Source organism: Streptomyces sp. NPDC050535, assembly GCF_044457665.1.
Lineage (GTDB): Bacteria > Actinomycetota > Actinomycetes > Streptomycetales > Streptomycetaceae > Streptomyces.
Genome location: NZ_JBITHE010000009.1, coordinates 156,486 through 178,357, shown reverse-complemented (window position 1 = coordinate 178,357; position 21,872 = coordinate 156,486). Strand labels below are relative to the sequence as shown.

General features: G+C 71.5%; 19 protein-coding genes. 10 read left to right on the top strand and 9 right to left on the bottom strand.

Features of this window, described 5'->3' with window-relative positions; genetic code table 11:
* Nucleotides 1–48 precede the first annotated feature (48 nt).
* Nucleotides 49–945: a hypothetical protein gene (locus tag ACIBLC_RS21655; protein WP_399212699.1), complete on the top strand. Its 897-nt coding sequence runs from the start codon at nucleotides 49–51 to the stop codon at nucleotides 943–945.
* A gap of 72 nt (nucleotides 946–1,017) precedes the next feature.
* Complete coding sequence (locus ACIBLC_RS21650) at nucleotides 1,018–1,764, top strand: ankyrin repeat domain-containing protein (RefSeq protein ID WP_399212698.1); 747 nt, start codon at nucleotides 1,018–1,020, stop codon at nucleotides 1,762–1,764.
* A 104-nt stretch (nucleotides 1,765–1,868) separates the two neighbouring features.
* Here ACIBLC_RS21650 and ACIBLC_RS21645 read toward each other — a convergent pair whose 3' ends face one another.
* On the bottom strand, nucleotides 1,869–2,789 hold the full coding sequence (locus ACIBLC_RS21645; RefSeq protein WP_399212697.1) for an SDR family oxidoreductase: 921 nt from the start codon (nucleotides 2,787–2,789) through the stop codon (nucleotides 1,869–1,871).
* A 1-nt stretch (nucleotide 2,790) separates the two neighbouring features.
* Entirely contained in the window at nucleotides 2,791–3,531 is a 741-nt protein-coding gene (locus tag ACIBLC_RS21640; protein ID WP_399212848.1) for an SDR family oxidoreductase, read from the bottom strand.
* A gap of 102 nt (nucleotides 3,532–3,633) precedes the next feature.
* Here ACIBLC_RS21640 and ACIBLC_RS21635 point away from each other — a divergent pair, with 102 nt between their 5' ends.
* From ACIBLC_RS21635 to ACIBLC_RS21620, 4 genes are read left to right on the top strand one after another with little or no spacing between them, the layout of a single operon-like run.
* Nucleotides 3,634–4,386 carry an enoyl-CoA hydratase family protein gene (locus ACIBLC_RS21635; protein WP_399212696.1) on the top strand — a complete coding sequence of 251 codons (753 nt, stop codon included), beginning with the start codon at nucleotides 3,634–3,636 and terminating at the stop codon, nucleotides 4,384–4,386.
* The gene (locus ACIBLC_RS21630) at nucleotides 4,383–5,249 is read left to right on the top strand and encodes a CoA transferase subunit A (protein WP_399212695.1); all 867 of its coding nucleotides are present in this window, start codon (nucleotides 4,383–4,385) and stop codon (nucleotides 5,247–5,249) included. The genes ACIBLC_RS21635 and ACIBLC_RS21630 overlap by 4 nt, the downstream gene beginning before the upstream one ends.
* Nucleotides 5,246–5,998: a CoA-transferase subunit beta gene (locus ACIBLC_RS21625; RefSeq protein WP_399212694.1), complete on the top strand. Its 753-nt coding sequence runs from the start codon at nucleotides 5,246–5,248 to the stop codon at nucleotides 5,996–5,998. Before ACIBLC_RS21630 ends, ACIBLC_RS21625 begins: the two co-directional genes overlap by 4 nt.
* Nucleotides 5,998–7,056, top strand: a complete 1,059-nt coding sequence (locus ACIBLC_RS21620; protein ID WP_399212692.1) for an NAD(P)H-dependent flavin oxidoreductase — start codon at nucleotides 5,998–6,000, stop codon at nucleotides 7,054–7,056. Before ACIBLC_RS21625 ends, ACIBLC_RS21620 begins: the two co-directional genes overlap by 1 nt.
* Here the strand turns inward: ACIBLC_RS21620 and ACIBLC_RS21615 are convergent.
* From ACIBLC_RS21615 to ACIBLC_RS21605, 3 genes are read right to left on the bottom strand one after another with little or no spacing between them, the layout of a single operon-like run.
* Nucleotides 7,040–8,197 (bottom strand): acetyl-CoA C-acetyltransferase, encoded by a 1,158-nt coding sequence (locus tag ACIBLC_RS21615; protein WP_399212691.1) that lies wholly within the window; start codon nucleotides 8,195–8,197, stop codon nucleotides 7,040–7,042. The two genes, ACIBLC_RS21620 and ACIBLC_RS21615, sit on opposite strands and share 17 nt — an antisense overlap.
* Nucleotides 8,198–8,229: 32 nt before the next feature.
* On the bottom strand, nucleotides 8,230–8,856 hold the full coding sequence (locus tag ACIBLC_RS21610) for a TetR/AcrR family transcriptional regulator (RefSeq protein ID WP_399212690.1): 627 nt from the start codon (nucleotides 8,854–8,856) through the stop codon (nucleotides 8,230–8,232).
* Nucleotides 8,857–8,886: 30 nt separating this feature from the next.
* A complete protein-coding gene (locus ACIBLC_RS21605; protein WP_399212689.1) occupies nucleotides 8,887–9,678 on the bottom strand; it encodes an SDR family oxidoreductase in 792 nt (263 codons plus the stop codon).
* Between the two features lie 73 nt (nucleotides 9,679–9,751).
* Between ACIBLC_RS21605 and ACIBLC_RS21600 the strand changes: the two genes are divergently transcribed.
* Together ACIBLC_RS21600 and ACIBLC_RS21595 are read left to right on the top strand one after the other, a co-directional pair.
* Nucleotides 9,752–10,897 (top strand): acyl-CoA dehydrogenase family protein, encoded by a 1,146-nt coding sequence (locus ACIBLC_RS21600; protein WP_399212688.1) that lies wholly within the window; start codon nucleotides 9,752–9,754, stop codon nucleotides 10,895–10,897.
* Nucleotides 10,897–12,261, top strand: a complete 1,365-nt coding sequence (locus tag ACIBLC_RS21595) for an acyl-CoA dehydrogenase family protein (protein WP_399212687.1) — start codon at nucleotides 10,897–10,899, stop codon at nucleotides 12,259–12,261. Before ACIBLC_RS21600 ends, ACIBLC_RS21595 begins: the two co-directional genes overlap by 1 nt.
* Nucleotides 12,262–12,295: 34 nt before the next feature.
* Here ACIBLC_RS21595 and ACIBLC_RS21590 read toward each other — a convergent pair whose 3' ends face one another.
* Nucleotides 12,296–12,841, bottom strand: coding sequence for a HutD family protein (locus tag ACIBLC_RS21590; RefSeq protein WP_399212685.1), 546 nt, complete (start codon nucleotides 12,839–12,841; stop codon nucleotides 12,296–12,298).
* Nucleotides 12,838–13,557 carry a vWA domain-containing protein gene (locus ACIBLC_RS21585; RefSeq protein WP_399212684.1) on the bottom strand — a complete coding sequence of 240 codons (720 nt, stop codon included), beginning with the start codon at nucleotides 13,555–13,557 and terminating at the stop codon, nucleotides 12,838–12,840. Before ACIBLC_RS21585 ends, ACIBLC_RS21590 begins: the two co-directional genes overlap by 4 nt.
* Before the next feature lie 221 nt (nucleotides 13,558–13,778).
* On the opposite strand from ACIBLC_RS21585, the gene ACIBLC_RS21580 reads away from it, so the two are divergent.
* Together ACIBLC_RS21580 and ACIBLC_RS21575 are read left to right on the top strand one after the other, a co-directional pair.
* Nucleotides 13,779–14,690, top strand: coding sequence for a rhomboid family intramembrane serine protease (locus ACIBLC_RS21580; RefSeq protein ID WP_399212683.1), 912 nt, complete (start codon nucleotides 13,779–13,781; stop codon nucleotides 14,688–14,690).
* An 89-nt stretch (nucleotides 14,691–14,779) separates the two neighbouring features.
* Nucleotides 14,780–15,619 (top strand): chitosanase, encoded by an 840-nt coding sequence (locus ACIBLC_RS21575; protein WP_399212682.1) that lies wholly within the window; start codon nucleotides 14,780–14,782, stop codon nucleotides 15,617–15,619.
* 140 nt (nucleotides 15,620–15,759) lie between these two features.
* Here the strand turns inward: ACIBLC_RS21575 and ACIBLC_RS21570 are convergent, their stop codons facing one another.
* Nucleotides 15,760–17,220, bottom strand: coding sequence for a glutamate synthase subunit beta (locus ACIBLC_RS21570; RefSeq protein WP_399212680.1), 1,461 nt, complete (start codon nucleotides 17,218–17,220; stop codon nucleotides 15,760–15,762).
* Nucleotides 17,213–21,808 (bottom strand): glutamate synthase large subunit, encoded by a 4,596-nt coding sequence (gene gltB, locus ACIBLC_RS21565; protein WP_399212679.1) that lies wholly within the window; start codon nucleotides 21,806–21,808, stop codon nucleotides 17,213–17,215. The genes ACIBLC_RS21570 and gltB overlap by 8 nt, the downstream gene beginning before the upstream one ends.
* Nucleotides 21,809–21,872: the final 64 nt, after the last annotated feature.

Genomic DNA, 21,872 nt, shown 5'->3' with positions numbered 1-21,872 from the left:
CCCGGCCTACAGTGGAAGTCGGCTCCGGCGTCTTCAGGGGGTGCGGACGTGGCCAACGGCGGACCCGTCGAGCACGGCTACCCGCACCTCGACATGGTGCGGGCCTCGATCACCGCGCTCTACAAACGGCTCTCGTACGACACCATCCACACCTTCGCGACCAGCGTGATCCCCGCCGACGTGGCCTTCAGCGACATCGACGACCTCCATCTGGGCGCCCAGCGCGTGGCCCGCGAGATGGTGCGGCACTACCGGCTGCCGGACGCCCGGATGATCATCGGATTCCGCGAGATGGAGCACGCGGCGAACGTCGAACTCGCCGCGGGCCCCGAGTACTTCATCGAACTCAACGACCGGTTTCGTACCCACCGCCGGGACATCGGTGCCGCCCTCGCCCACGAGGTCATGCACGTGTACCTGCACCGCCTGGACCTCGCCTTCCCCGGCACCCGGGACACCGAGATCCTCACGGACACCGCGGCGGCCTACCTCGGCGCGGGCTGGCTCCTTCTCGACGCCTACCGCGAGGACGCGGCCTCCTCGCAGAAGCTCGGCTATCTGACGCCGGAGGAGTTCGGATACGTCCTGGCGAAGCGCGCCCTGGTCTTCGGCGAGGACCCCTCGATCTGGTTCACCAGCCCGCAGGCGTACACCGCGTACACCAAGGGCATGGCGCGGGCCCGCCGCGAAGAGCAGCAGCCCCCGCTGACCGCCGCCGGCTGGGCGGGCCGCCGCCGCTACGCCAAGGACCGCCGCTACGCCCAGGACCACCCCGCCGCCGGCCCGCCGCCCGGCGTCCCCTACACCTTCACCCCCGACGGCCGCGGCCCGCTGCGGGTGTCGTTCCCGTGCCCGACCTGCCACCAGCGGATCAGGGTTCCGGTGCGCGGCCGGGTCCGGGCCCGCTGCGCGCTCTGCCGGACGGTACTGGAGTGCGACACCTGAGTGACGGGAGGGGTGAGCCAGAACACCCCAAAAGCCTTTGCTTACGCGGCCCTCGGGAGCGAGGGTCGAGGGATGAGCACGAACGACCCCACGGCGCTTCTCTTCACCGCTGTGTACGAGAGTGACGAGGACGCGGTCGTCCGGCTGCTGCGCTCCGGCGCGGATCCGGAGTCCGTGGACGAGGACGGCCAGACGGCGCTGTACCTGGCGGCGGTGAGCGACCAACCCGACATCGTACGACTGCTGTTGGCGGCCGGCGCCGCGCCCGACCGGCTCAGCTCGGGCTCCGACGCTCCGCTGTGCGGGGCGGCCTGCGGCGGCCACACGGAGGTCGTACGGGCCCTGCTCGCGGCCGGGGCGGGTCCCGACACGGTGGAGGAATTCGGGTTCACGGCGCTGGCGTGGGCGTTGCGGTGCGGCCATGTCGCCGTCACGGAGGCCCTGTTGGCGGGCGGCGCGGACCCGGACCGTGCCGGCCCGACCGGCGAGCCCCCGCTGGTGGCGGCCACCCGCCGGGGGTCCCCCGGTTGCGTGCGCGCGCTCCTCGCACACGGAGCGCGAGCCCGGTCCGAGTCCCTCGCGGAGGCACGCCGTTGGCTGGCCCTCGACGTGGAGGCCGAACTCCGCGCGGGCCTGGAGCAGGCGTACGGCCCCGACCGCACCTTCGTCACGCACCGCTATCCGCAGGACGGCGGCGACATCGTCGAGGTCCGGATCGTCGACGCGGAAGGGAACCCACTGGCGGGCAACGACCAGCAGACGGGGCACGCGGAGATAGCCGGCCTGCTCGAAGCGGTCCTGAGCGGTGCGGGCTCTTGAGCCCGTCCGGCGTTTGAGGACGAGCGCGTCAGCGCGAAAGGGGGGTCTGGGGCGCAGCCCCCAGGAACGGGACGGGAAGGGGCGGAGGGGGCGAAACCCGCAGGTCACTCCACCCCGTACACCGCCCCAGGAACCTCCGCCCCCGCCAACAACTTCAACGCGGCATCCCCGGCTTCCGACGGAGTCCACCGCGCCCCCTTGTCCACACCGGGCCCCGCCCGCCACCCCTCCATCACGGTGATCCGCCCACCCTCGGCCTCGAAGACCCGCCCGGTGACACCGGAGCCGGCCGCGGACCCCAGCCACACCACCAACGGCGACACGTTCTCCGGCGCCATCGCGTCGAAGACCCCGCCCCCGTCAGGCGCGGCCATCGCCTCCGCGAACGCCCGTTCGGTCATCCGCGTCCGCGCGGCGGGAGCGACCGCGTTGACCTGGACGCCGTACCGACCGAGTTCCGCGGCGGCGACCAGCGTCAGCCCGACGATGCCGGCCTTGGCCGCGCTGTAGTTCCCCTGCCCGACCGACCCCAACAGCCCGGCTCCACTGCTGGTGTTCACCACCCGCGCCTGGGGCCGCCGCCCCGCTTTGGCCTCCGCCCGCCAGTGCGCCGCCGCGTGCTTCAGCGGCAGGAAGTGCCCCTTCAGATGAACCCGCATCACGGCGTCCCAGTCGTCCTCGTCGAGGTTGACCAGCATCCGGTCCCGCAGGAACCCCGCGTTGTTGACGAGCGTGTCGAGGCGCCCGTACGTCTCCAGGGCGGTGCGTACGAGGGAGGCGGCGCCCTCGGTCATCGCGACGTCGCCTCCGTGGGCCACCGCCGCCCCGCCCGCCGAACGGATCTCGTCGACGACCTGCCCGGCGGGAGAGCCGGGGCCGGGGGTGCCGTCCAGACCGACGCCGAGGTCGTTGACGACGACCTGGGCGCCTTCCGCGGCGTACGCGAGCGCGTGTGCCCGGCCGAGCCCGCGCCCCGCGCCCGTGACCACGACGACGCGCCCCTCGCACAGCAACGGTCCACTCATCTCAGCTCTCCTTGTTCGCGGTCGCGGCATCGAGGAAGGCGGGCCGCTCGCCCCCGCCGTGGACCAGCAGACTCGCCCCGCTGATGTACGCGGCGGAGTCCGAGGCGAGGAAGACGGCGGCCTGGCCGATGTCGTACGGCTCGGCGAGGCGGCCCAGCGGCACGGTCCGGGCGACGGCGGCCACGGCGTCCTCGTCGCCGTAGTGCAGGTGTGCTCGCTCGGTGCGGACCATGCCGACGACGAGGGTGTTGACTCGGACGTCGGGGGCCCACTCGACGGCCATCGAACGGGCCAGGCTCTCCAGGCCCGCCTTGGCCGCGCCGTACGCCGCCGTGCCGGGCGACGGCCGCGCCCCGCTCACACTGCCGATCATCACGACGGAGCCCCTGGCCCGCTGGAGATGGCGGTACGCGGCGAGAGAGACGGTCAGCGGCACGGTGAGGTTGAGCTCGATCACGCGCGCGTGGCGTTCGGCGTCCGCCTCCGCGAGTGGCCGGTAGGGCGCGCCGCCCACGTTGTTGACCAGCACGTCGAGCCGGGGCAGGGCGGCGAAGAAGTCGCGGACGGCGGCCGGGTCCCGCAGGTCCACGGCGGTGAACTCGGTCCCTTCCAGAGGTACTTCGGGCGGCCTGCGGGCGCAGACCAGCACCTCGGCGCCCGCCCGCGCGAAGGCCCGCGCGATCCCGGCCCCGACCCCGCGGGTACCGCCCGTGACGACGACGGTCCTGCCGCCGAGATCCACGTTGTCCACAGGGCCTCCCGCTGGGATGCATTCGCTGCTAGCTTCGAAATCTCACCTAACAAACGTTTGGTGGAAAGATAGCCGAAGGTAGCTGATGTGCCCATGGGTGTCTCCGTCTCGAACCCGGAAAAGGGGATCTCCGTCGTCACGGCCGACTTCCCGCCGGTGAACGCGCTGCCGGTGCGGGGCTGGTTCGACCTGGCCGATGCCGTCCGCGCGGCGGGCCGCGACCCCGGGACCCGCTGTGTCGTGCTGACGTCCGAGGGCCGCGGCTTCAACGCGGGCGTGGACATCAAGGAGATACAGCGGGACACCACGGGCCATGACGTGCTCATCGGCGCGAACAGAGGCTGCTTCGAGGCCTTCGCGGCGGTCTACGAGTGCGAGGTGCCGGTGGTCGCCGCGGTCCAGGGCTTCTGTCTGGGCGGCGGGATAGGCCTCGTCGGCAACGCTGACGCGATCGTGGCGAGCGACGACGCGACCTTCGGGCTGCCCGAGCTGGACCGCGGGGCGCTCGGCGCGGCCACCCATCTGGCCCGCCTGGTGCCGCAGCACCTGATGCGCGTCCTTTACTACACCTCACGCACCGCGACCGCCGCCGAGCTGCACGCGCACGGCTCGGTGTGGAAGGTCGTGCCGCGGGCCCAACTGCCCGCCGCGGCCCTGGAGCTGGCCCGCGAGATCGCCGCGAAGGACGGCCGTCTCCTCCGCCTCGCCAAAGCCGCGATCAACGGCATCGATCCCGTCGACGTACGCCGCAGCTACCGCTTCGAGCAGGGCTTCACCTACGAGGCCGGCCTCAGCGGGGTGGCCGACCGCGTCCGCGACACCTTCGGCAAGGAGGCCACCCAGTGAGCGACAAGACCATGTCGGCCCAGGAAGCCGTGGGCCGGCTGGAGAGCGGGATGACCCTCGGCATCGGCGGCTGGGGGTCGCGCCGCAAACCGATGGCCCTGGTGAGAGCGGTGCTCCGGTCCGAGATCACCGATCTCACCGTCGTCTCGTACGGCGGCCCGGACGTGGGCATGCTGGCCGCCGCCGGGCGGATACGGAAGCTGGTTACGGCGTTCGCGACCCTCGACTCGATCCCGCTCGAACCGCACTACCGCGCGGCGCGTGAGAGGGGGGCCTTCGAGCTGATGGAGGTCGACGAGGCGATGTTCATGTGGGGGCTGCGCGCCGCCGTGAACCGGCTGCCCTTCCTGCCGGTGCGCGCGGGGCTGGGCTCGGACGTGATGCGGGTCAACCCCGGTCTGCGGACGGTCACTTCGCCGTACGCCGACGAGGTCTCCGGCGTCAGGGAGGAGTTCGTCGCCATGCCCGCCCTGCGGCTGGACGCGGCCCTGGTCCACATGAACCGCGCGGACCGGCTGGGCAACGGGCAGTATCTGGGCCCGGATCCGTACTTCGACGACCTGTTCTGCGAGGCGGCCGACGCGGCGTACGTCTCCTGCGAGCGGATCGTCGACACGGCGGAGCTCACCAAGGAGGCCGCGCCGCAGACCCTGCTGCTCAAACGGTCGAGCGTGACGGGCGTCGTGGAGGCGCCGAACGGCGCGCACTTCACGTCCTGCGCGCCCGACCACGGACGCGACGAGGCCTTCCAGAAGCTGTACGCGACCACGCCGTACGCCGAGTTCGCCGAGCGGTTCCTGCACGGCGACGAGCACGCCTATCAGAGCGCCGTCCAGGCCTGGCAGAAGGAGCAGCGCCGATGAGCGCGACCCCGGCGGAGTACTGCGTGATCGCCTGTGCCGAGGCCTGGCGGGACAACGGCGAGGTGCTCGCCAGCCCCATGGGCCTGATCCCCTCCATCGGCGCCCGCCTCGCCAGGCGCACCTTCTCCCCCGATCTGCTGCTGACCGACGGGGAGGCGATGCTCGTCGGTCTCGACGGGACACCGGAGGGCTGGCTGCCCTACCGGCAGCACCTGACGATGGTGACCGGCGGGCGCCGTCACGTGATGATGGGCGCGAGCCAGATCGACCGCTTCGGCAACCAGAACATCTCGTGCGTCGGCGACTGGGCCAGACCCAGCCGCCAGCTGCTCGGTGTGCGCGGCGCCCCCGTCAACACCCTGAACAACCCGACGAGTTACTGGATCCCGAAGCACTCCCCGCGGGTGTTCGTCGAGAAGGTCGACATGGTGTGCGGAGTGGGGTACGACCGTGCCGCCGCCGCGGGACCGAGCGCCACCCGCTTCCACCGCATCCCGCGTGTGGTGACCGACCTCGGCGTCTTCGACTTCGCCACCCCCGACCACTCCATGCGTCTGGCCTCCCTGCACCCGGGTGTCACCGTGGAGCGGGTCAGGGAGGCGACGGGCTTCGGGCTGCACATCCCCGACGAGGTGCCGTACACCCGTGAACCGACCCCGGCGGAGCTGGAGTTGATCCGCGAGGTCATCGACCCGAAGGGCACCCGGGACCGCGAGGTCCCCGGCGCAACCAGGGCCGGGGGGCGCTGATGGACACCGCCCTCACCCGGCTCGTCGGTGTCCGTCACCCGGTCGTGCAGACCGGGATGGGCTGGGTGGCGGGCCCTCGTCTGGTGTCCGCCACGGCCAACGCGGGCGCGCTGGGCATTCTGGCCTCCGCGACGATGACCCTCGACCAACTGCGGAGCGCCGTAAGGGAGGTCAGGTCCCGCACGGACGCTCCGTTCGGTGTGAACCTGCGGGCCGACGCGGGGGACGCGCGAGACAGAGTGCGGATCATCATCGACGAAGGCGTCCGCGTGGCGTCCTTCGCGCTCGCCCCCTCCCGCGAGCTGATCGCGGAGCTGAAGGACGCGGGCGTGGTCGTCATCCCCTCCGTCGGGGCCCGCCGGCACGCCGAGAAAGTGGCCGCCTGGGGTGCGGACGCGGTGATCGTGCAGGGCGGCGAGGGCGGCGGTCACACCGGCGAGGTGGCGACGACGGTACTGCTGCCGCAGGTGGTGGACGCGGTCGGTGTCCCGGTCGTGGCGGCGGGCGGTTTCCACGACGGGCGGGGGCTGGTCGCCGCGCTGGCGTTGGGCGCGGCGGGCGTCGCCATGGGCACGCGGTTCCTGCTGACCTCCGACTCGACGGTCCCCGCCGCGGTGAAGGCGAGATACCTGGCGGCGACGGTCAAGGACGTCACGGTCACCACGGCCGTCGACGGCCTCCCGCACCGCATGCTGCGCACGGACCTCGTGGACTCCCTGGAGAGGTCCGGCCGTACGAGGGTGCTGGCTCAGGCCGTCCGCAGGGCGGCGGGCTTCCGGAGAATGTCCGGCCTCTCCTGGCCCGCGATGATCCGCGACGGCCTCGCGATGAAGCACGGCAAGAACCTGTCCTGGAGCCAGGTCCTCCTCGCCGCCAACACCCCCATGCTGCTCAGATCCGCGATGGTGGACGGCCGTACGGACCTCGGGGTGATGGCCTCGGGCCAGGTCGCCGGGGTGATCGACGACCTGCCCTCGTGCGAGGAGCTGGTGAACCGGATCATGACCGAGGCCGAGGAGACCTTGAAGTGCCTGGAGGCCCTCAGAGCCGCTCGATGATCGTCACGTTCGCCTGGCCGCCCCCTTCGCACATGGTCTGGAGCCCGAACCGCCCCCCGGTGCGCTCCAGTTCGTGCAGCAGGGTCGTCATCAGCCTCACGCCGGTGGCGCCCAGCGGATGACCGAGGGCGATCGCGCCGCCGTTGACGTTGACCTTGGCCGGGTCGGCGCCGGTCTCCTTCAGCCAGGCGAGGACGACCGGGGCGAAGGCTTCGTTGATCTCGACGAGGTCGATGTCGCCGATGGACATGCCGGTCTTCTTGAGGGCGTGCGCGGTGGCCGGAATGGGGGCCGTCAGCATGCGGATGGGGTCCTCGCCGCGTACGGAGAGGTGGTGCACACGGGCGCGGGGCGTCAGCCCGTGTTCCCGGACGGCCCGTTCGGAGGCGAGGAGCATGGCGGCGGCGCCGTCGGAGACCTGGGAGGAGCAGGCGGCGGTGACGGTGCCACCGTCGATGACGGAGTTCAGGGCCGCCATCTTCTCCAGGGAGGTGTCCCGGCGCGGGCCCTCGTCGACCGTGACGTCGCCGAACGCGACACTCTCGCGCGCGAAGCGGCCCTCGTCGATGGCACGGATCGCCCGCTGGTGGGAGCGGAGGGCGAACTCCTCCTGGTCACGGCGGCTGATCCCCCACTTGGCGGCGATCAGCTCGGCGGCGTGGAACTGGTTGACCGGCCGGTCGCCGTAGCGCGCCCGCCAGCCCTCGCTGCCCGCGAAGGGGCCCTGGGTGAGGCCGAGCGGTTCGGTGGCCTGGCGGGAGGCGAAGGCGATGGGTATCTGGCTCATGTTCTGCACGCCGCCCGCGACCACCAGGTCCTGGGTGCCGGACAGGACGCCCTGGGCGGCGAAGTGCACGGCCTGCTGGGAGGAGCCGCACTGCCGGTCGACGGTGACGCCCGGCACCTCCTCGGGCAGGCCGGCCGCCAGCCAGGCGGTGCGCGCGATGTCCCCGGCCTGCGGCCCGACCGTGTCGAGGCAGCCGAAGACGACGTCCTCGACGGCGGCCGGGTCCACGCCGGACCGCTCGACCAGGGCCTTGAGGACATGCGCGCCGAGGTCGGCCGAGTGGACGCCGCTCAGGCCTCCCCTGCGCCGCCCGACAGGCGTACGGACCGCTTCGACGATGTAGGCCTCGGCCATGGCAACTCCCTCGGGGACACCCGGGTATGGGGTTAGCGGAATGGGGGCTGTTCGCGTACGGAGATCCCGTCCAGGACCATCGACAGGTACTGCCGGGCGATCTCCTCCGGGCTGTGGTGCCCGCCGGGCCGGTACCAGGACGCGGCGACCCACACCGTGTCGCGCACGAACCGGTAGGTGAGCCGGATGTCGAGATCGGCCCGGAATACCTCGGCGGCGACACCGCGCTCCAGCGTGCTCAGCCACGCCTTCTCGAAGTTGCGCTGGGACTCGGCGAGGAAGGCGAAGCGCTGCTGCGTGGCGAGCTGCCTGGACTCCTTCTGGTAGATCGCGACGGCGGCGCGGTGCCGGTCGATCTCCCGGAAGGACTCGGTGACCAGGGCCTCCAGGGTTTCCCGGGGGCCCAGTTCGGCGTCCAGGACGGTGTCGTAGCCGCCCCAGAGCTCGTCGAGGAAGGTCCGCAGGATCTCCTCCAGCATCGATTCCTTGGAGTCGAAGTGGTAGTAGAGGCTGCCCGCGAGCATGCCGGCCTGGTCGGCGATGGTGCGGACGGTGGTGGCGTTGTAGCCCTGCTCGGCGAAGACCTCGGCGGCCGTGTCGAGCAGTTCGCGGCGCCGCTCCGGCGAGGCGGTCACCGGGGGCTTCTTCTTGGTAGGCACCGGGCCATTGTGGTCATACGGCCACCTGTCCTACGCATGCTGACTGCTGACGGAGACGACTTCCCCGGTGAGGTACGAGGAGTAGCCGGACGCCAGGAACACGATCACGTTGGCCACCTCCCAGGGCTCGGCGTACCGCCCGTACGCCTCGCGGGCCGTCAGCTCCTCCAGCAGCTCGGGCGTGGTCACCTTCACCAGGTGCGGGTGCATGGCGAGGCTCGGCGACACGGCGTTGACCCGCACCCCGTACGCGGCGGCCTCGATCGCCGCGCACCGGGTGAGCGCCATGACCCCCGCCTTCGCGGCGGCGTAGTGCGCCTGCCCGGCCTGGGCGCGCCAGCCGACGACGGAGGCGTTGTTGACGATCACACCGCCGCCGCGCCGCTCCTTGAGCAGTCGCAGGGCGGCCCGGGTACAGCGGAAGGTGCCGCTGAGGGTCACGTCGAGCACGCGCGACCACTGGTCGTCGGTCATGTCGACGAGGTCCGAAGTGCCGCCGAGACCGGCGTTGTTGACGACTATGTCCAGGCCGCCGTGCCGTTCCAGAGCCGTGCCGAAGAGGGCCTGGACCTGGTCCTCGTCGGTTACGTCGCAGGGCGCCGCGGCGACGTTTTCGACGCCGAACTCGCCGGCCAGGACCTCGGCGCTCTCCTTGAGCCGCCGCGCGTGCGCGTCGCTGACCAGCACACGGGCCCCCTCCTCCAGGAACCTGCGCGCCGTGGCCCCGCCGATGCCGGCGCCCGCCGCCGCGGTGATGACGGCGGTGCGCCCCTTCAGCAGCCCGTGCCCGGATACGTACGCCGGACTCTCGACGTCGTTCATGACCTCACGCTAACCTACCAAACACTTGTTAGGGAAGGTTGCCGCCGCAGGGTTCCCCCGAAGGGTGCTGCCCATGGATCTCGCCCACTCCCCGGCCGACGAGGCCTTCCGCACCGAGGCCCGCGCCTGGCTCGCCGCCCACGTGCCGTCCGCTCCCCTCCCCTCGCTGGAGACCGAGGAGGGCTTCGCCGCGCACCGCGCGTGGGAGGCCGAACTCGCCGCGGACCGCTGGTCGGTGGTGTCGTGGCCGACGGCGTACGGCGGCCGGGGCGCGGACATCGTGCGGTGGCTGGTGTTCGAGGAGGAGTACTACGCGGCGGGCGCGCCGGGCCGGGTCAGCCAGAACGGCATCAGCCTGCTCGCCCCCACCCTCCTCGACCATGGGACGGAGGAGCAACGCGCGCGCGTACTGCCGCCGATGGCCACGGGCGGGACCATCTGGGCGCAGGCGTGGTCCGAGCCCGAGGCGGGCTCCGACCTGGCCTCGCTCACCTCCCGGGCGGTGCGCACGGACGGGGGCTGGCTACTGAGCGGGCAGAAGACCTGGTCGTCGCGGGCGGCCTTCGCGGACCGCGCGTTCGGCCTCTTCCGCAGCGAACCGGACGCCCCGAAGCCCCACCAGGGCCTCACCTACCTGATGTTCGACCTGCGCGCACCGGGCGTGACGGTCCGTCCGATCGGCCGCCTGGACGGCAAACCGGCCTTCGCCGAGCTCTTCCTCGACTCCGTCTTCGTCCCCGACACGGACGTGATCGGCGAGCCGGGCCAGGGCTGGCGGATCGCCATGTCGACAGCGGGCAACGAACGCGGGCTGACCCTGCGGTCACCGGGCCGTTTTCTGGCCGCCGCCGACCGGCTGGTCGACCTCTGGCGCACCCGCGCCGACCCCGCGGACACGGCCCTGCGCGACCGGGTGGCCGACGCGGTGATCGGCGCCCGCGCGTACCAGCTCTTCGCCTACGCGGGCGCCTCCCGTTTCGCCGCCGGGGAGCCGATCGGCCCGGAGTCCAGCCTGAACAAGGTCTTCTGGTCCGAATACGACATCGCGCTGCACGAGACAGCGCTCGATCTCCTGGGCCCCGAGGGCGAGTTGGCCGACACCGACTGGTCCGAGGGCTATGTCTTCTCCCTCGCCGGACCCCTCTACGCCGGTACAAACGAGATCCAGCGCGACATCATCGCCGAGCGACTCCTCGGCCTCCCGAAGGGCCGCCGCTGATGCGCTTCCTCCTCGACCCCGAGCAGCGCGCCTTCGCCCACTCCCTGAACGCGCTGCTGACCGCGGCGGACACCCCGGCCGTCATCCGGGGCTGGGCCGCGGGCGACCACACCGCGGGCCGCGCCCTGTGGTCCCGGCTCGCCGACGCGGGCGTCTTCGCGCTGGCGGTACCGGAGGCTTACGAGGGGGTGGGCCCCCTGCCCGTGGAACTGGCCGTCGCCTTCGTCGAGTTGGGCCGCCACGGGGTCCCGGGCCCGCTGGTCGAGACGGTGGCGGCGGCCGCGCTGCTCTCCCGGCTCGACGAGTCGGGCCCCGCCAAGCGCCTCCTGCCGGCGCTCGCCTCGGGTGCGGCGCTGGCCACGGTGGCCCTGCCGGGCGGGGGGCCGTTCGTACTGGACGCGGACGCGGCGGAAGTCTGTCTGACGGTGACATATCCCGGGGCCGGCCGTGGAGAGCATCCGGCTGGGCGTGACGCGGGGGTGCGCGGCTCGGGCACCCGCGACACGGCGCGTGACGTGGGCCGGGTCGACCCGGGCATCAGCGACACCGGGCCGCGAGACGCGGGGGCGCGCGGCACCGGCACGCGAGACGCGGGTACACAGGGCACCGAGACGCGAGACGCGGGGGTGCCCGATACCAGCAGACCTGACACCAGCACACAGAACACGGGCACGGGCCCGCCCGACACCAGCGCCGCCCCCGCACAGCTGCACCTGACACAGACACCGCACCCGCACCCGCACCCGCACGACAGCGGCACCGGCACCGGCACCGGCACCGGCAGCAGCCCAACGACCCCCATCACGCCCGGAGTTGACGCCCCCGCCCCGCGCCCCTCCCTCGACCGCGCCCGGCGGCTCACCCTCCCCCGCCCCGGCGGCGAGCTCCTCGCCGCCGGACCCCATGTGACCCGTGCCGCCGCCCAGGCCCTCACCTGGGCCCGGCTCGCGACGGCCGCGCAGGCGCTGGGGGTCGGACTCGCCCTTCTCGACATGACGGTGGAGTACGTCAAGCGGCGCACGCAGTTCGGTGTTCCGATCGGCTCGTTCCAGGCCGTCAAGCACCAACTCGCCGACGCGAAGGTCGCCCTGGAGTTCGCGCGGCCCTTGCTCTTCGGCGCGGCGCTGTCCATGGACCCGGCGGACGTCGCGGCGGCCAAGGTGACGGCCTGTGAGGCGGCGTACGCCACCGCCCGTACGGCGCTCCAGGCGCACGGCGCGATCGGCTACACGGCCGAGTACGACCTGTCCCTCTGGCTCACCAAGTCCCGTGCCCTGCACACCGCGTGGGGCAGCCCGGCCGAGTGCAGGGCCGAAGTCCTCGCCGGCCGTACGGCAGCCGGTGGCGGCGATCCGCGCCCGTGAGTCACGGCCCGATGCGGCGCGGCCCGATGCGGCGCTACCGCGTAAGACCGATCACCACCGCATTGCCGCCCGCGTGCAACACCGCGCCCTCGCCCGTCAACAGCACGGCGTCGTACGGCCCGATTGTCAGGCCCGCCACCTCGGCGGGGCCGTCGAGGGCGACGACCAGGGCGGGCGCGGCGGGGAGCGGGAGACGGCCGCGTACGACGGCGACCGTCGGGGGCGTACGGCCGCCGCCCCTGCGCCACATCACGTTGAGGTTCACGACCGGGCCGTCGAGAAGCCGGCAGTCGGTCGGGACGTCGCCGCGGAAGTCCCCTGGTGTGTAACGGGAGTCGACGAGCCGCCGCTCGCCGCCCACCGTCAGGTCCATGCCCGCGCCCTCGACGAGGGTCAGGGTGCGGTCGATGCCGGGGAAGGCGGAGAACGGCCCGTCGGCGGCGACCTCGGCGAGGCTCACCCGCCAGTCGAAGTCGTCCATGCCCGCGCCCTCGGGCCGGACCGCGATCTCACGGGTGACGCCGGCGCCGTTCTTCCAGGGCACCGCTCCGCGTCCGGAGGCGGGGAACAGCCGGGTCACCGCACGATCCCCCGTGCCTGTGCCTCCGTCAGCCACTGCGGGAACTCGCCCACGATCCGGTCGTACAACTCGCTGTCGGACACCTTCCGCGGATCCGAACCGGCGTGGAAGAAGCCGGCGTTGTCCACGGCCCGCTTCTGCGGCACCGCCAACTCGTCGAGCTTGCGCAGGAAGTCGAACTGCTTGCTCTTCGGATCCCCGAACCCGATGAACTGCCAGAACAGCGGAAGCTTCGCCGCCTTGCACAAGTACCGTTCCGCCGCGAGCTTGTTGATCGGGCCCCCGTCGGTCTGGAAGACGACGAGGGCGGGGTCCTTGGAGCCGCTGTCGAGGTAGTGGTCGATGACCGCGTCCATGGCGAGGTGGTAGCTGGTCTTGCCCATGTGCCCGAGCCCGGACACGATCTGCTCGACACGGCCCTGGTGGTTGACGAGGGCGATGTCGGTGACGGCGTCGATGTCCGTGGAGAAGAAGACGACGGGGACTGTCCCGTCGTCGTCGAGGTGCGCCGCCAGGCCGAGCACCCGGTCGGCCAGGGCCTGCACACTGCCGTCCTGGTAGTACGGCTTCATCGAGCCGGAGTAGTCGACGACCAGGTAGACGGCGGCTCGCCGGCCGCTCAGCCCGTGCTTGGTGAGGGACACCCCGGCGCTCTTGTAAAGACTGACCAGCGCGGGCGCGGTCTCCTCCACCTTGGTGAGGCTGATTCCGGCCATGCGTGGCTCCCATCGGGCGAGGCTGCGGAGGCCGAGGGTACGTCACCGCAGCCACCGCGGGCGCTACTTGCCCGTACCGTCCCCCGCCTGGACCGGCCTACCTCCGCGTTCGCTATTTTGTTCGCCGCAGCCCCACCAGGTCGCGCAGCCCCACCGGCTCACGCAGCCCCACCGGCTCACCACCCCGCTGTCCCCCGCACACCCCCTCCCGAGGAGCCGACGTGGAGCCCGAGTCCACCGTCACCACCTGCTACCGCCACCCCCAGGTGGAGTCGCGTGTGCGCTGCACCCGGTGCGACCGTCACATCTGCCCGGACTGCATGCGCGAGGCGTCCGTCGGCCACCAGTGCCCCGAGTGTGTGCGGGAGGGCGCCCGGTCCGTCCGGGAGGCCCGTACGGCGTTCGGTGGCCGGATCTCGACGGCGCCCGTGGTGACGTACGTCCTGATCGGTCTCAACGTGCTGGCCTACCTCGCCGAGGTGGTGCGTCCGGCGGTCGTGGACCGGTTCCAGATGCTGGGCGCGGGGCTGGTGGGGCCGGACGGCTTCCACTACGTCTGGCAGTCCGTCCATCCCTCGGACTTCCAACCGGAGGGGGTCGTGGACGGGGAGTGGTACCGGCTGTTGACCGGAGCCTTCCTCCATCTGCCGCCCACGGAGGGCACGTTCGGGATTCTGCACATCGTGATGAACATGGTCACGCTGTGGAACATCGGCCGTGTCGTGGAGTCCCAGCTCGGCCGCTCCCGCTATCTCGCCCTCTATTTCCTGTCCGCGCTCGGCGGTTCCGTCCTGGTCCTGCTGGTCGCGCCCGGCACGGCCACGGTCGGTGCCTCCGGCGCGATCTTCGGGCTCGGGGCGGCGTACTACGTCATGGCCCGCCGGCTCGGCGCCGACATGCGCGACGTCAACCGTTTCATGGCCGGCCTGCTGCTCTGGCTGCTGCTCTCGGCCGCCTTCACCTCCTGGCGGGGCCACCTCGGCGGCCTTCTCGCGGGCGGCGCGGTCACCCTGGCGTACGCGTACGCGCCCCGCGACCGGCGCCGCACGCCGATACAGGCGGGAGTGTGCGTGGGCCTGTTGGTGCTGCTGTTGGTACTGACCGTGGTGAAGGTGTCCTCCCTGACAAGCTGAGCGACCCGCACGACCCGCACAACCTGTGAGTCTGAGGCCTTTCCGGCGGATTGCGCGGGAAAGGCCTGGCAGCTCCCTACCCTGGTCATATGAAACGTGCTGGTCTCCTGCTGCTCGCGGTCCTCCCCCTCGTCGCCACGGCCGCCTGCTTCTCCGTGCCGGGCCTCTCCGACCCGGACGACGCGGCACCCTCGCGGACCGGCCGGTCGAGCCCGGGCGGCGCCGGTCTCGGCAGCCCCGAGAAGAAGGAACTGGCCCAGCAGCTCGTGGCGAGCGCCGAGAACTCCACGCTGGACTGGCGCAGCGCGTACGCCTACATCGAGGACATCGACGACGGCCAGGGCTACACGGCGGGCATCATCGGATTCTGCACGGGCACCCACGACCTGCTCGTCCTGGTCGAGGACTACACCGAGGACCACCCGGACAACGGCCTCGCCCGCTATCTCCCCGCCCTGCGCGAGGTCGACGGCACGGACTCGCACGAGGGCCTCGACCCGGGCTTCACCGAGGCCTGGCGCAAGGAGGCCTCGGTGGCCGCCTTCCGCAAGGCCCAGGACGCCGTACGCGACCGCGTCTACTTCGACCCCGCGGTCCGCCGCGCCGAACTCGACGGCCTGGGCACCCTGGGCCAGTTCATCTACTACGACGCCATGGTCATGCACGGCCCCGGCACCCACACGAACGGCTTCTACGGCCTGCGGAAACGCGCCATGGCCCAGGCCGACACCCCCGCCGAGGGCGGCTCCGAGAAGTCCTACCTCGACGCCTTCCTCGACATCCGCCGCAAGACGATGAAATCCCAGAACGCCCACCGCGACACCACCCGCATCGACACCGCCCAACGACAGTTCCTGTACGACGGAAACCTGGACCTGGACACCCCGCTGGAGTGGAAGGTGTACGGGGAGACGTACAAGGTGCCGTGAGCAGCGCCGGCTAGCCCGTCTGAGGCCCACCCGCCAGGAGGCGGACGCACTGCGGCGCCCACCACCGTCCGGTCGGGGACAAGGCAGGCGCCGCGTTCAGTTCCGTACGCCTTTGTACGGGACGTGTGTTGGGGTGGGGCTCAGACCATCAGTGAGCGGTCTGTCGGGCGGATCGGGGCCGGCAGGTCGCTGACGCCCGTCAGGAAGCGGTCGACGCCGCGGGCGGCCGAGCGGCCCTCCGCGATGGCCCAGACGATGAGGGACTGGCCGCGGCCCGCGTCACCGGCGACGTACACGCCGGGGACGTTGGTCGCGAAGTCGGCGTCGCGGGCGATGTTGCCGCGCGCGTCCAGCTCCAGGCCGAACTGGGAGACCAGGCCGTTCTCGACGTCCGTACCCGTGAAGCCCATCGCGAGCGTCACCAGCTGGGCGGGGATCCTGCGCTCGGTGCCCGGGTTCTGGCTCAGCCTGCCGTCGACGAACTCGACCTCGACGAGGTGCAGCCACTGGACGTTGCCGTCCTCGTCGCCCTCGAAGTGGGTGGTGGAGACGGCGTAGACGCGCTCGCCGCCCTCCTCGTGCGCGGAGGTGACCTTGTAGAGCATCGGGAAGGTCGGCCAGGGCTGGCCCGGGTTCCGCTCCTCGCCGGGCCGCGGCATGATCTCCAGCTGCGTGACCGAGGCCGCGCCCTGCCGGTGGGCGGTGCCCACGCAGTCCGCGCCCGTGTCGCCGCCGCCGATGACCACGACGTGCTTGCCCTCGGCGGTGATGGGGGGCGCCACGAAGTCGCCCTCCTGCACCTTGTTGGCGAGGGGCAGGTACTCCATCGCCTGGTAGATGCCCGTCAACTCCCGCCCGGGGGCGGGGAGATCACGGGCCGTCGTCGCACCCGCGGCGATGACCACGGCGTCGTACCGCTTGCGCAGCTTCGCCGCGTCGATGTCGCGGCCGATCTCCACGCCCGTACGGAACTTGGTGCCCTCCGCGCGCATCTGCTCGATACGCCGGTTGATGTGCCGCTTCTCCATCTTGAACTCGGGGATGCCGTACCGGAGGAGGCCTCCGACGCGGTCCGCGCGCTCGTAGACGGCGACCGTGTGGCCCGCCCGGGTGAGCTGCTGGGCGGCGGCGAGACCGGCGGGGCCGGAGCCGATGACCGCGACCGTCTTGCCGCTCAGCCGCTCGGGCGCCTGCGGGGCGACGTCGCCGCTGTCCCACGCCTTGTCGATGATCGAGACCTCGACGTTCTTGATGGTCACGGCGGGCTGGTTGATGCCGAGCACACACGCCGACTCGCAGGGAGCGGGGCACAGCCGGCCGGTGAACTCCGGGAAGTTGTTCGTGGCGTGCAGGCGCTCGGAGGCGGCGGTCCAGTCCTCGCGGTAGACGTAGTCGTTCCACTCGGGGATCAGGTTCCCCAGCGGACAGCCGCTGTGGCAGAACGGGATACCGCAGTCCATGCAGCGGCTGGCCTGCTTGCTGATGATGGGGAGCAGCGAACCGGGAACGTAGACCTCGTTCCAGTCCTTGACGCGCTCGCCGACCGGACGGGTCCTGGCGACCTCACGGCCATGGTTCAGAAAGCCCTTGGGATCAGCCATTGGTCGCCGCCTCCATCATCTTCTCGGTGATCTCGGACTCGGGGAGTCCGGCTCGCTCGGCGGCGTCCTTGGCGGCGAGCACTGCCTTGTACGTGCTGGGGATGATCTTGCTGAAGCGGTCCACCGACGCGGGCCACTCGGCGAGGAGCTTTCCGGCGACCGTCGACGCGGTCTCCTCCGCGTGCCGCCGCACCACGTCGTGCAGCCATCGCACGTCGGCGTCGTCGAGGGTCTCGACGGCTCCGACGCTGCTGACGTTCACGTTCACGGGGTCCAGGTCGAGGACGTAGGCGATACCACCGGACATACCGGCGGCGAAGTTCCGCCCCGTCTCGCCGAGGACGACCGCGTGACCGCCGGTCATGTACTCGCAGCCGTGGTCGCCCACGCCCTCGGCCACGACCGTCGCACCGGAGTTGCGGACGCAGAAGCGCTCGCCGGTGCGGCCGCGCAGGAAGATCTCGCCGCCCGTCGCGCCGTACGCGATGGTGTTGCCCGCGATCGTCGAGTACTCGGCGAGGTGGTCGGCGCCCCGGTCGGGACGGACGATCACCCGGCCGCCGGAGAGGCCCTTGCCGACGTAGTCGTTGGCGTCGCCCTCCAGGCGCAGCGTGACACCGCGCGGCACGAAGGCGCCGAAGGACTGGCCCGCCGAGCCGGTGAAGGTGATGTCGATGGTGTCGTCGGGCAGACCCGCGCCGCCGAACTTCTTCGTCACCTCGTGGCCGAGCATGGTGCCGACCGTACGGTTGATGTTGCGGATCGCGACCTGGGCGCGGACCGGCTGGGCGTCGGTCGCGGAGTCCGCGGCCAGCGCGTCGGCGGCCAGCTTGATGAGCTGGTTGTCGAGCGCCTTCTCCAGGCCGTGGTCCTGCTGGATGACCTGGTGCAGCGGGGTGCCCTCGGGCAGCTCGGGCACGTAGAAGAGGGGGCTCAGGTCCAGGCCCTGCGCCTTCCAGTGGGTGACCGCCCGCTCCACGTCGAGGTGCTCGGCGCGGCCGACGGCCTCCTCGATGGTGCGGAAGCCCAGCTCGGCGAGGATCTCGCGGACCTCCTCGGCGATGAACCGGAAGAAGTTCACGACGTACTCGGCCTTGCCCGCGAAGCGCTCGCGGAGCACCGGGTTCTGGGTGGCGATGCCGACCGGGCAGGTGTCCAGGTGGCAGACGCGCATCATGACGCAGCCGGAGACGACGAGCGGCGCGGTCGCGAACCCGAACTCCTCGGCGCCCAGCAGCGCGGCGATGACGACGTCACGGCCGGTCTTCAGCTGGCCGTCGGTCTGTACGACGATCCGGTCGCGCAGGCCGTTGAGGAGCAGCGTCTGCTGGGTCTCGGCGAGACCCAGCTCCCAGGGACCACCCGCGTGCTTCAGGGAGGTGAGGGGAGAGGCACCCGTACCGCCGTCGTGGCCGGAGATGAGCACCACGTCCGCGTGCGCCTTGGAGACACCCGCGGCGACCGTGCCGACGCCGACCTCGGAGACCAGCTTCACGTGGATGCGGGCCTGCGGGTTGGCGTTCTTGAGGTCGTGGATCAGCTGGGCAAGGTCCTCGATGGAGTAGATGTCGTGGTGCGGCGGCGGGGAGATGAGGCCCACGCCCGGGGTGCTGTGCCGGGTCTTGGCGACCCAGGGGTACACCTTGTGGCCGGGCAGCTGGCCGCCCTCGCCGGGCTTGGCACCCTGCGCCATCTTGATCTGGATGTCGTCGGCGTTGACGAGGTACTCGCTCGTCACACCGAAGCGGCCGGAGGCGACCTGCTTGATCGACGAACGGCGCGCGGGGTCGTAGAGCCGGTCCGCGTCCTCGCCGCCCTCACCCGTGTTGGACTTGCCGCCCAGCTGGTTCATGGCGATGGCGAGGGTCTCGTGCGCCTCCTTGGAGATGGAGCCGTACGACATGGCGCCGGTGGAGAAGCGCCTGACGATCTCCTCGACCGACTCGACCTCGTCGATGGGGATCGAGGGCCGGTCCGACGTGAAGCCGAAGAGCCCGCGGAGCGTCATCAGCCGCTCGGACTGCTCGTTCACGCGGCTCGTGTACTTCTTGAAGATGTCGTAGCGGGCGGAGCGCGTGGAGTGCTGGAGGCGGAAGACCGTCTCCGGGTCGAACAGGTGCGGCTCGCCCTCGCGGCGCCACTGGTACTCGCCGCCTATGTCGAGGGCGCGGTGCGCGGGCGCGATGCCGGAGGCGGGGTACGCCTTGGCGTGCCGGGCGGCGACCTCCTTGGCGACGACGTCGAGACCGGCACCGCCGATCTTCGTCGCCGTACCTCTGAAGTACTTCTGCACGAAGGCCTGGTCCAGGCCGACGGCCTCGAAGACCTGGGCGCCGCGGTAGGAGGCGACGGTCGAGATGCCCATCTTGGACATGACCTTCAGGACGCCCTTGCCGAGCGCGTAGATCAGGTTGCGGATGGCCTGCTCGGACTCGATACCCCGAAGGAAGGTGCCCGCGCGGACGAGGTCCTCGACGGACTCCATCGCCAGGTACGGGTTGACGGCCGCCGCGCCGAAGCCGATGAGGAGGGCCACGTGGTGGACCTCGCGGACGTCGCCCGCCTCGACGAGCAGGCCCACCTGGGTGCGCTGCTTGGTGCCGATGAGGTGGTGGTGGACGGCGGCGGTGAGCAGCAGCGAAGGGATCGGCGCGTGCTCGGCGTCGGAGTGCCGGTCGGACAGGACGATCAGCCGGGCGCCGTTCTCGATGGCGGCGTCGGCCTCGGTGCAGATCTCGTCGATCCGGGCGGCCAGCGAGTCCCCGCCGCCGGAGACCCGGTAGAGACCGGACAGGGTCGCGGCCTTCATGCCCGGCATGTCGCCGTCGGCGTTGATGTGGATGAGCTTGGCCAGCTCGTCGTTGTCGATCACCGGGAAGGGCAGCGTGACGCTGCGACAGGACGCGGCGGTCGGCTCGAGGAGGTTGCTCGCGGGGCCCAGGGAGGAGCGCAGCGAGGTGACCAGCTCCTCGCGGATGGCGTCCAGCGGCGGGTTGGTGACCTGCGCGAACAGCTGGGTGAAGTAGTCGAAGAGCAGCCGGGGGCGCTCGGACAGGGCCGCGATCGGCGAGTCCGTGCCCATCGAGCCGAGCGGTTCGCCGCCGGTGTTCGCCATCGGCGCGAGGATGATCCGCAGCTCTTCCTCGGTGTAGCCGAAGGTCTGCTGGCGGCGGGTGACCGAGGCGTGGGTGTGCACGATGTGCTCGCGCTCGGGGAGGTCGGAGAGCTCGATCTCGCCGGCTTCCAGCCAGTCCGCGTACGGCTTCTCGGCGGTGAGGCCCGCCTTGATCTCGTCGTCCTCGATGATGCGGTGCTCGGCGGTGTCGACGAGGAACATCCTGCCGGGCTGGAGGCGGCCCTTGCGGACGACCTTCGCGGGGTCGATGTCGAGGACGCCGACCTCGGAGCCGAGGACGACGAGGCCGTCGTCGGTGACCCAGTAGCGGCCGGGGCGCAGGCCGTTGCGGTCGAGGACCGCGCCGACCTGGGTGCCGTCGGTGAAGGTGACGCAGGCCGGGCCGTCCCAGGGTTCCATCATCGTGGCGTGGAACTGGTAGAAGGCGCGGCGGGCCGGGTCCATGGAGGCGTGGTTCTCCCAGGCCTCCGGGATCATCATCAGCACGGAGTGCGGGAGGGACCGGCCGCCGAGGTGCAGGAGTTCGAGCACCTCGTCGAAGGAGGCGGAGTCGGACGCCTCGGGCGTACAGATCGGGAAGACGCGGTCGAGCTTGTCCTGGTCGCCGAAGAGGTCGGAGACGAGCTGGGACTCGCGGGCGGCCATCCAGTTGCGGTTGCCCTTGACCGTGTTGATCTCGCCGTTGTGCGCGACGAAACGGTACGGGTGTGCGAGCGGCCAGCTCGGGAAGGTGTTCGTGGAGAACCGGGAGTGCACGAGCGCGATCGCGGAGGCGAAGCGGCGGTCGGACAGGTCCGGGAAGAAGGGCTCCAGCTGGCCGGTGGTCAGCATGCCCTTGTAGACGATGGTGCGGGCGGAGAGCGACGGGAAGTACACGTCGGCCTCGCGCTCGGCACGCTTGCGCAGCACGAAGGCCTTGCGGTCGAGGTCGATGCCTTCCGAGACGCCGTCGGTCACGAAGACCTGGCGGAAGAAGGGCATGGTCGAACGCGCGGTGGCGCCGAGCAGTCCGGGAGCGACCGGGACCTCGCGCCAGCCGAGGACGGTGAGGCCCTCGTCGGCGGCGATCGTCTCGATCCGTGAGACGGCTTCGGTGATGCCGTCCTCGGGCAGGAAGGCGATACCGACCGCGTACGCGCCGGCCGCGGGCAGCTCGAATCCGGCCACCTCACGGAAGAAGGCGTCCGGCACCTGGGAGAGGATGCCCGCGCCGTCACCCGAGTCGGGCTCGGCGCCGGTGGCTCCTCGGTGCTCCAGGTTGCGCAGAACCGTGAGCGCCTGCTCGACCAGCGCGTGGCTCGCCTCACCGGTGAGGGTGGCCACGAAGCCGACGCCACAGGCGTCGTGCTCGTTGCGGGGGTCGTACATACCCTGCGCGGCAGGGCGAGCATCCATGAAGGACCACTTCTGGCCATTCGTGGAGTGCTGGGACGGCTGGCGCGGCGTACGCATCGGCTCTCCCGTCGTCGTCGTGGCTTTGGGGCACCTCCCAGGCGTTCAAGGGCTCTGGGGGTGC

Bases quoted from the DNA above. Each gene is read 5' to 3' on its own strand.
- ACIBLC_RS21635 (WP_399212696.1), top strand. From the start codon at position 3,634: ATGGGTGTCTCCGTCTCGAACCCGGAAAAGGGGATCTCCGTCGTCACG.
- ACIBLC_RS21605 (WP_399212689.1), bottom strand. From the start codon at position 9,678: ATGAACGACGTCGAGAGTCCGGCGTACGTATCCGGGCACGGGCTGCTG.
- ACIBLC_RS21650 (WP_399212698.1), top strand. From the start codon at position 1,018: ATGAGCACGAACGACCCCACGGCGCTTCTCTTCACCGCTGTGTACGAG.
- ACIBLC_RS21625 (WP_399212694.1), top strand. From the start codon at position 5,246: ATGAGCGCGACCCCGGCGGAGTACTGCGTGATCGCCTGTGCCGAGGCC.
- ACIBLC_RS21620 (WP_399212692.1), top strand. From the start codon at position 5,998: ATGGACACCGCCCTCACCCGGCTCGTCGGTGTCCGTCACCCGGTCGTG.
- gltB (WP_399212679.1), bottom strand. From the start codon at position 21,808: ATGCGTACGCCGCGCCAGCCGTCCCAGCACTCCACGAATGGCCAGAAG.
- ACIBLC_RS21600 (WP_399212688.1), top strand. From the start codon at position 9,752: ATGGATCTCGCCCACTCCCCGGCCGACGAGGCCTTCCGCACCGAGGCC.
- ACIBLC_RS21615 (WP_399212691.1), bottom strand. From the start codon at position 8,197: ATGGCCGAGGCCTACATCGTCGAAGCGGTCCGTACGCCTGTCGGGCGG.
- ACIBLC_RS21585 (WP_399212684.1), bottom strand. From the start codon at position 13,557: ATGGCCGGAATCAGCCTCACCAAGGTGGAGGAGACCGCGCCCGCGCTG.
- ACIBLC_RS21645 (WP_399212697.1), bottom strand. From the start codon at position 2,789: ATGAGTGGACCGTTGCTGTGCGAGGGGCGCGTCGTCGTGGTCACGGGC.
- ACIBLC_RS21575 (WP_399212682.1), top strand. From the start codon at position 14,780: ATGAAACGTGCTGGTCTCCTGCTGCTCGCGGTCCTCCCCCTCGTCGCC.
- ACIBLC_RS21570 (WP_399212680.1), bottom strand. From the start codon at position 17,220: ATGGCTGATCCCAAGGGCTTTCTGAACCATGGCCGTGAGGTCGCCAGG.
- ACIBLC_RS21595 (WP_399212687.1), top strand. From the start codon at position 10,897: ATGCGCTTCCTCCTCGACCCCGAGCAGCGCGCCTTCGCCCACTCCCTG.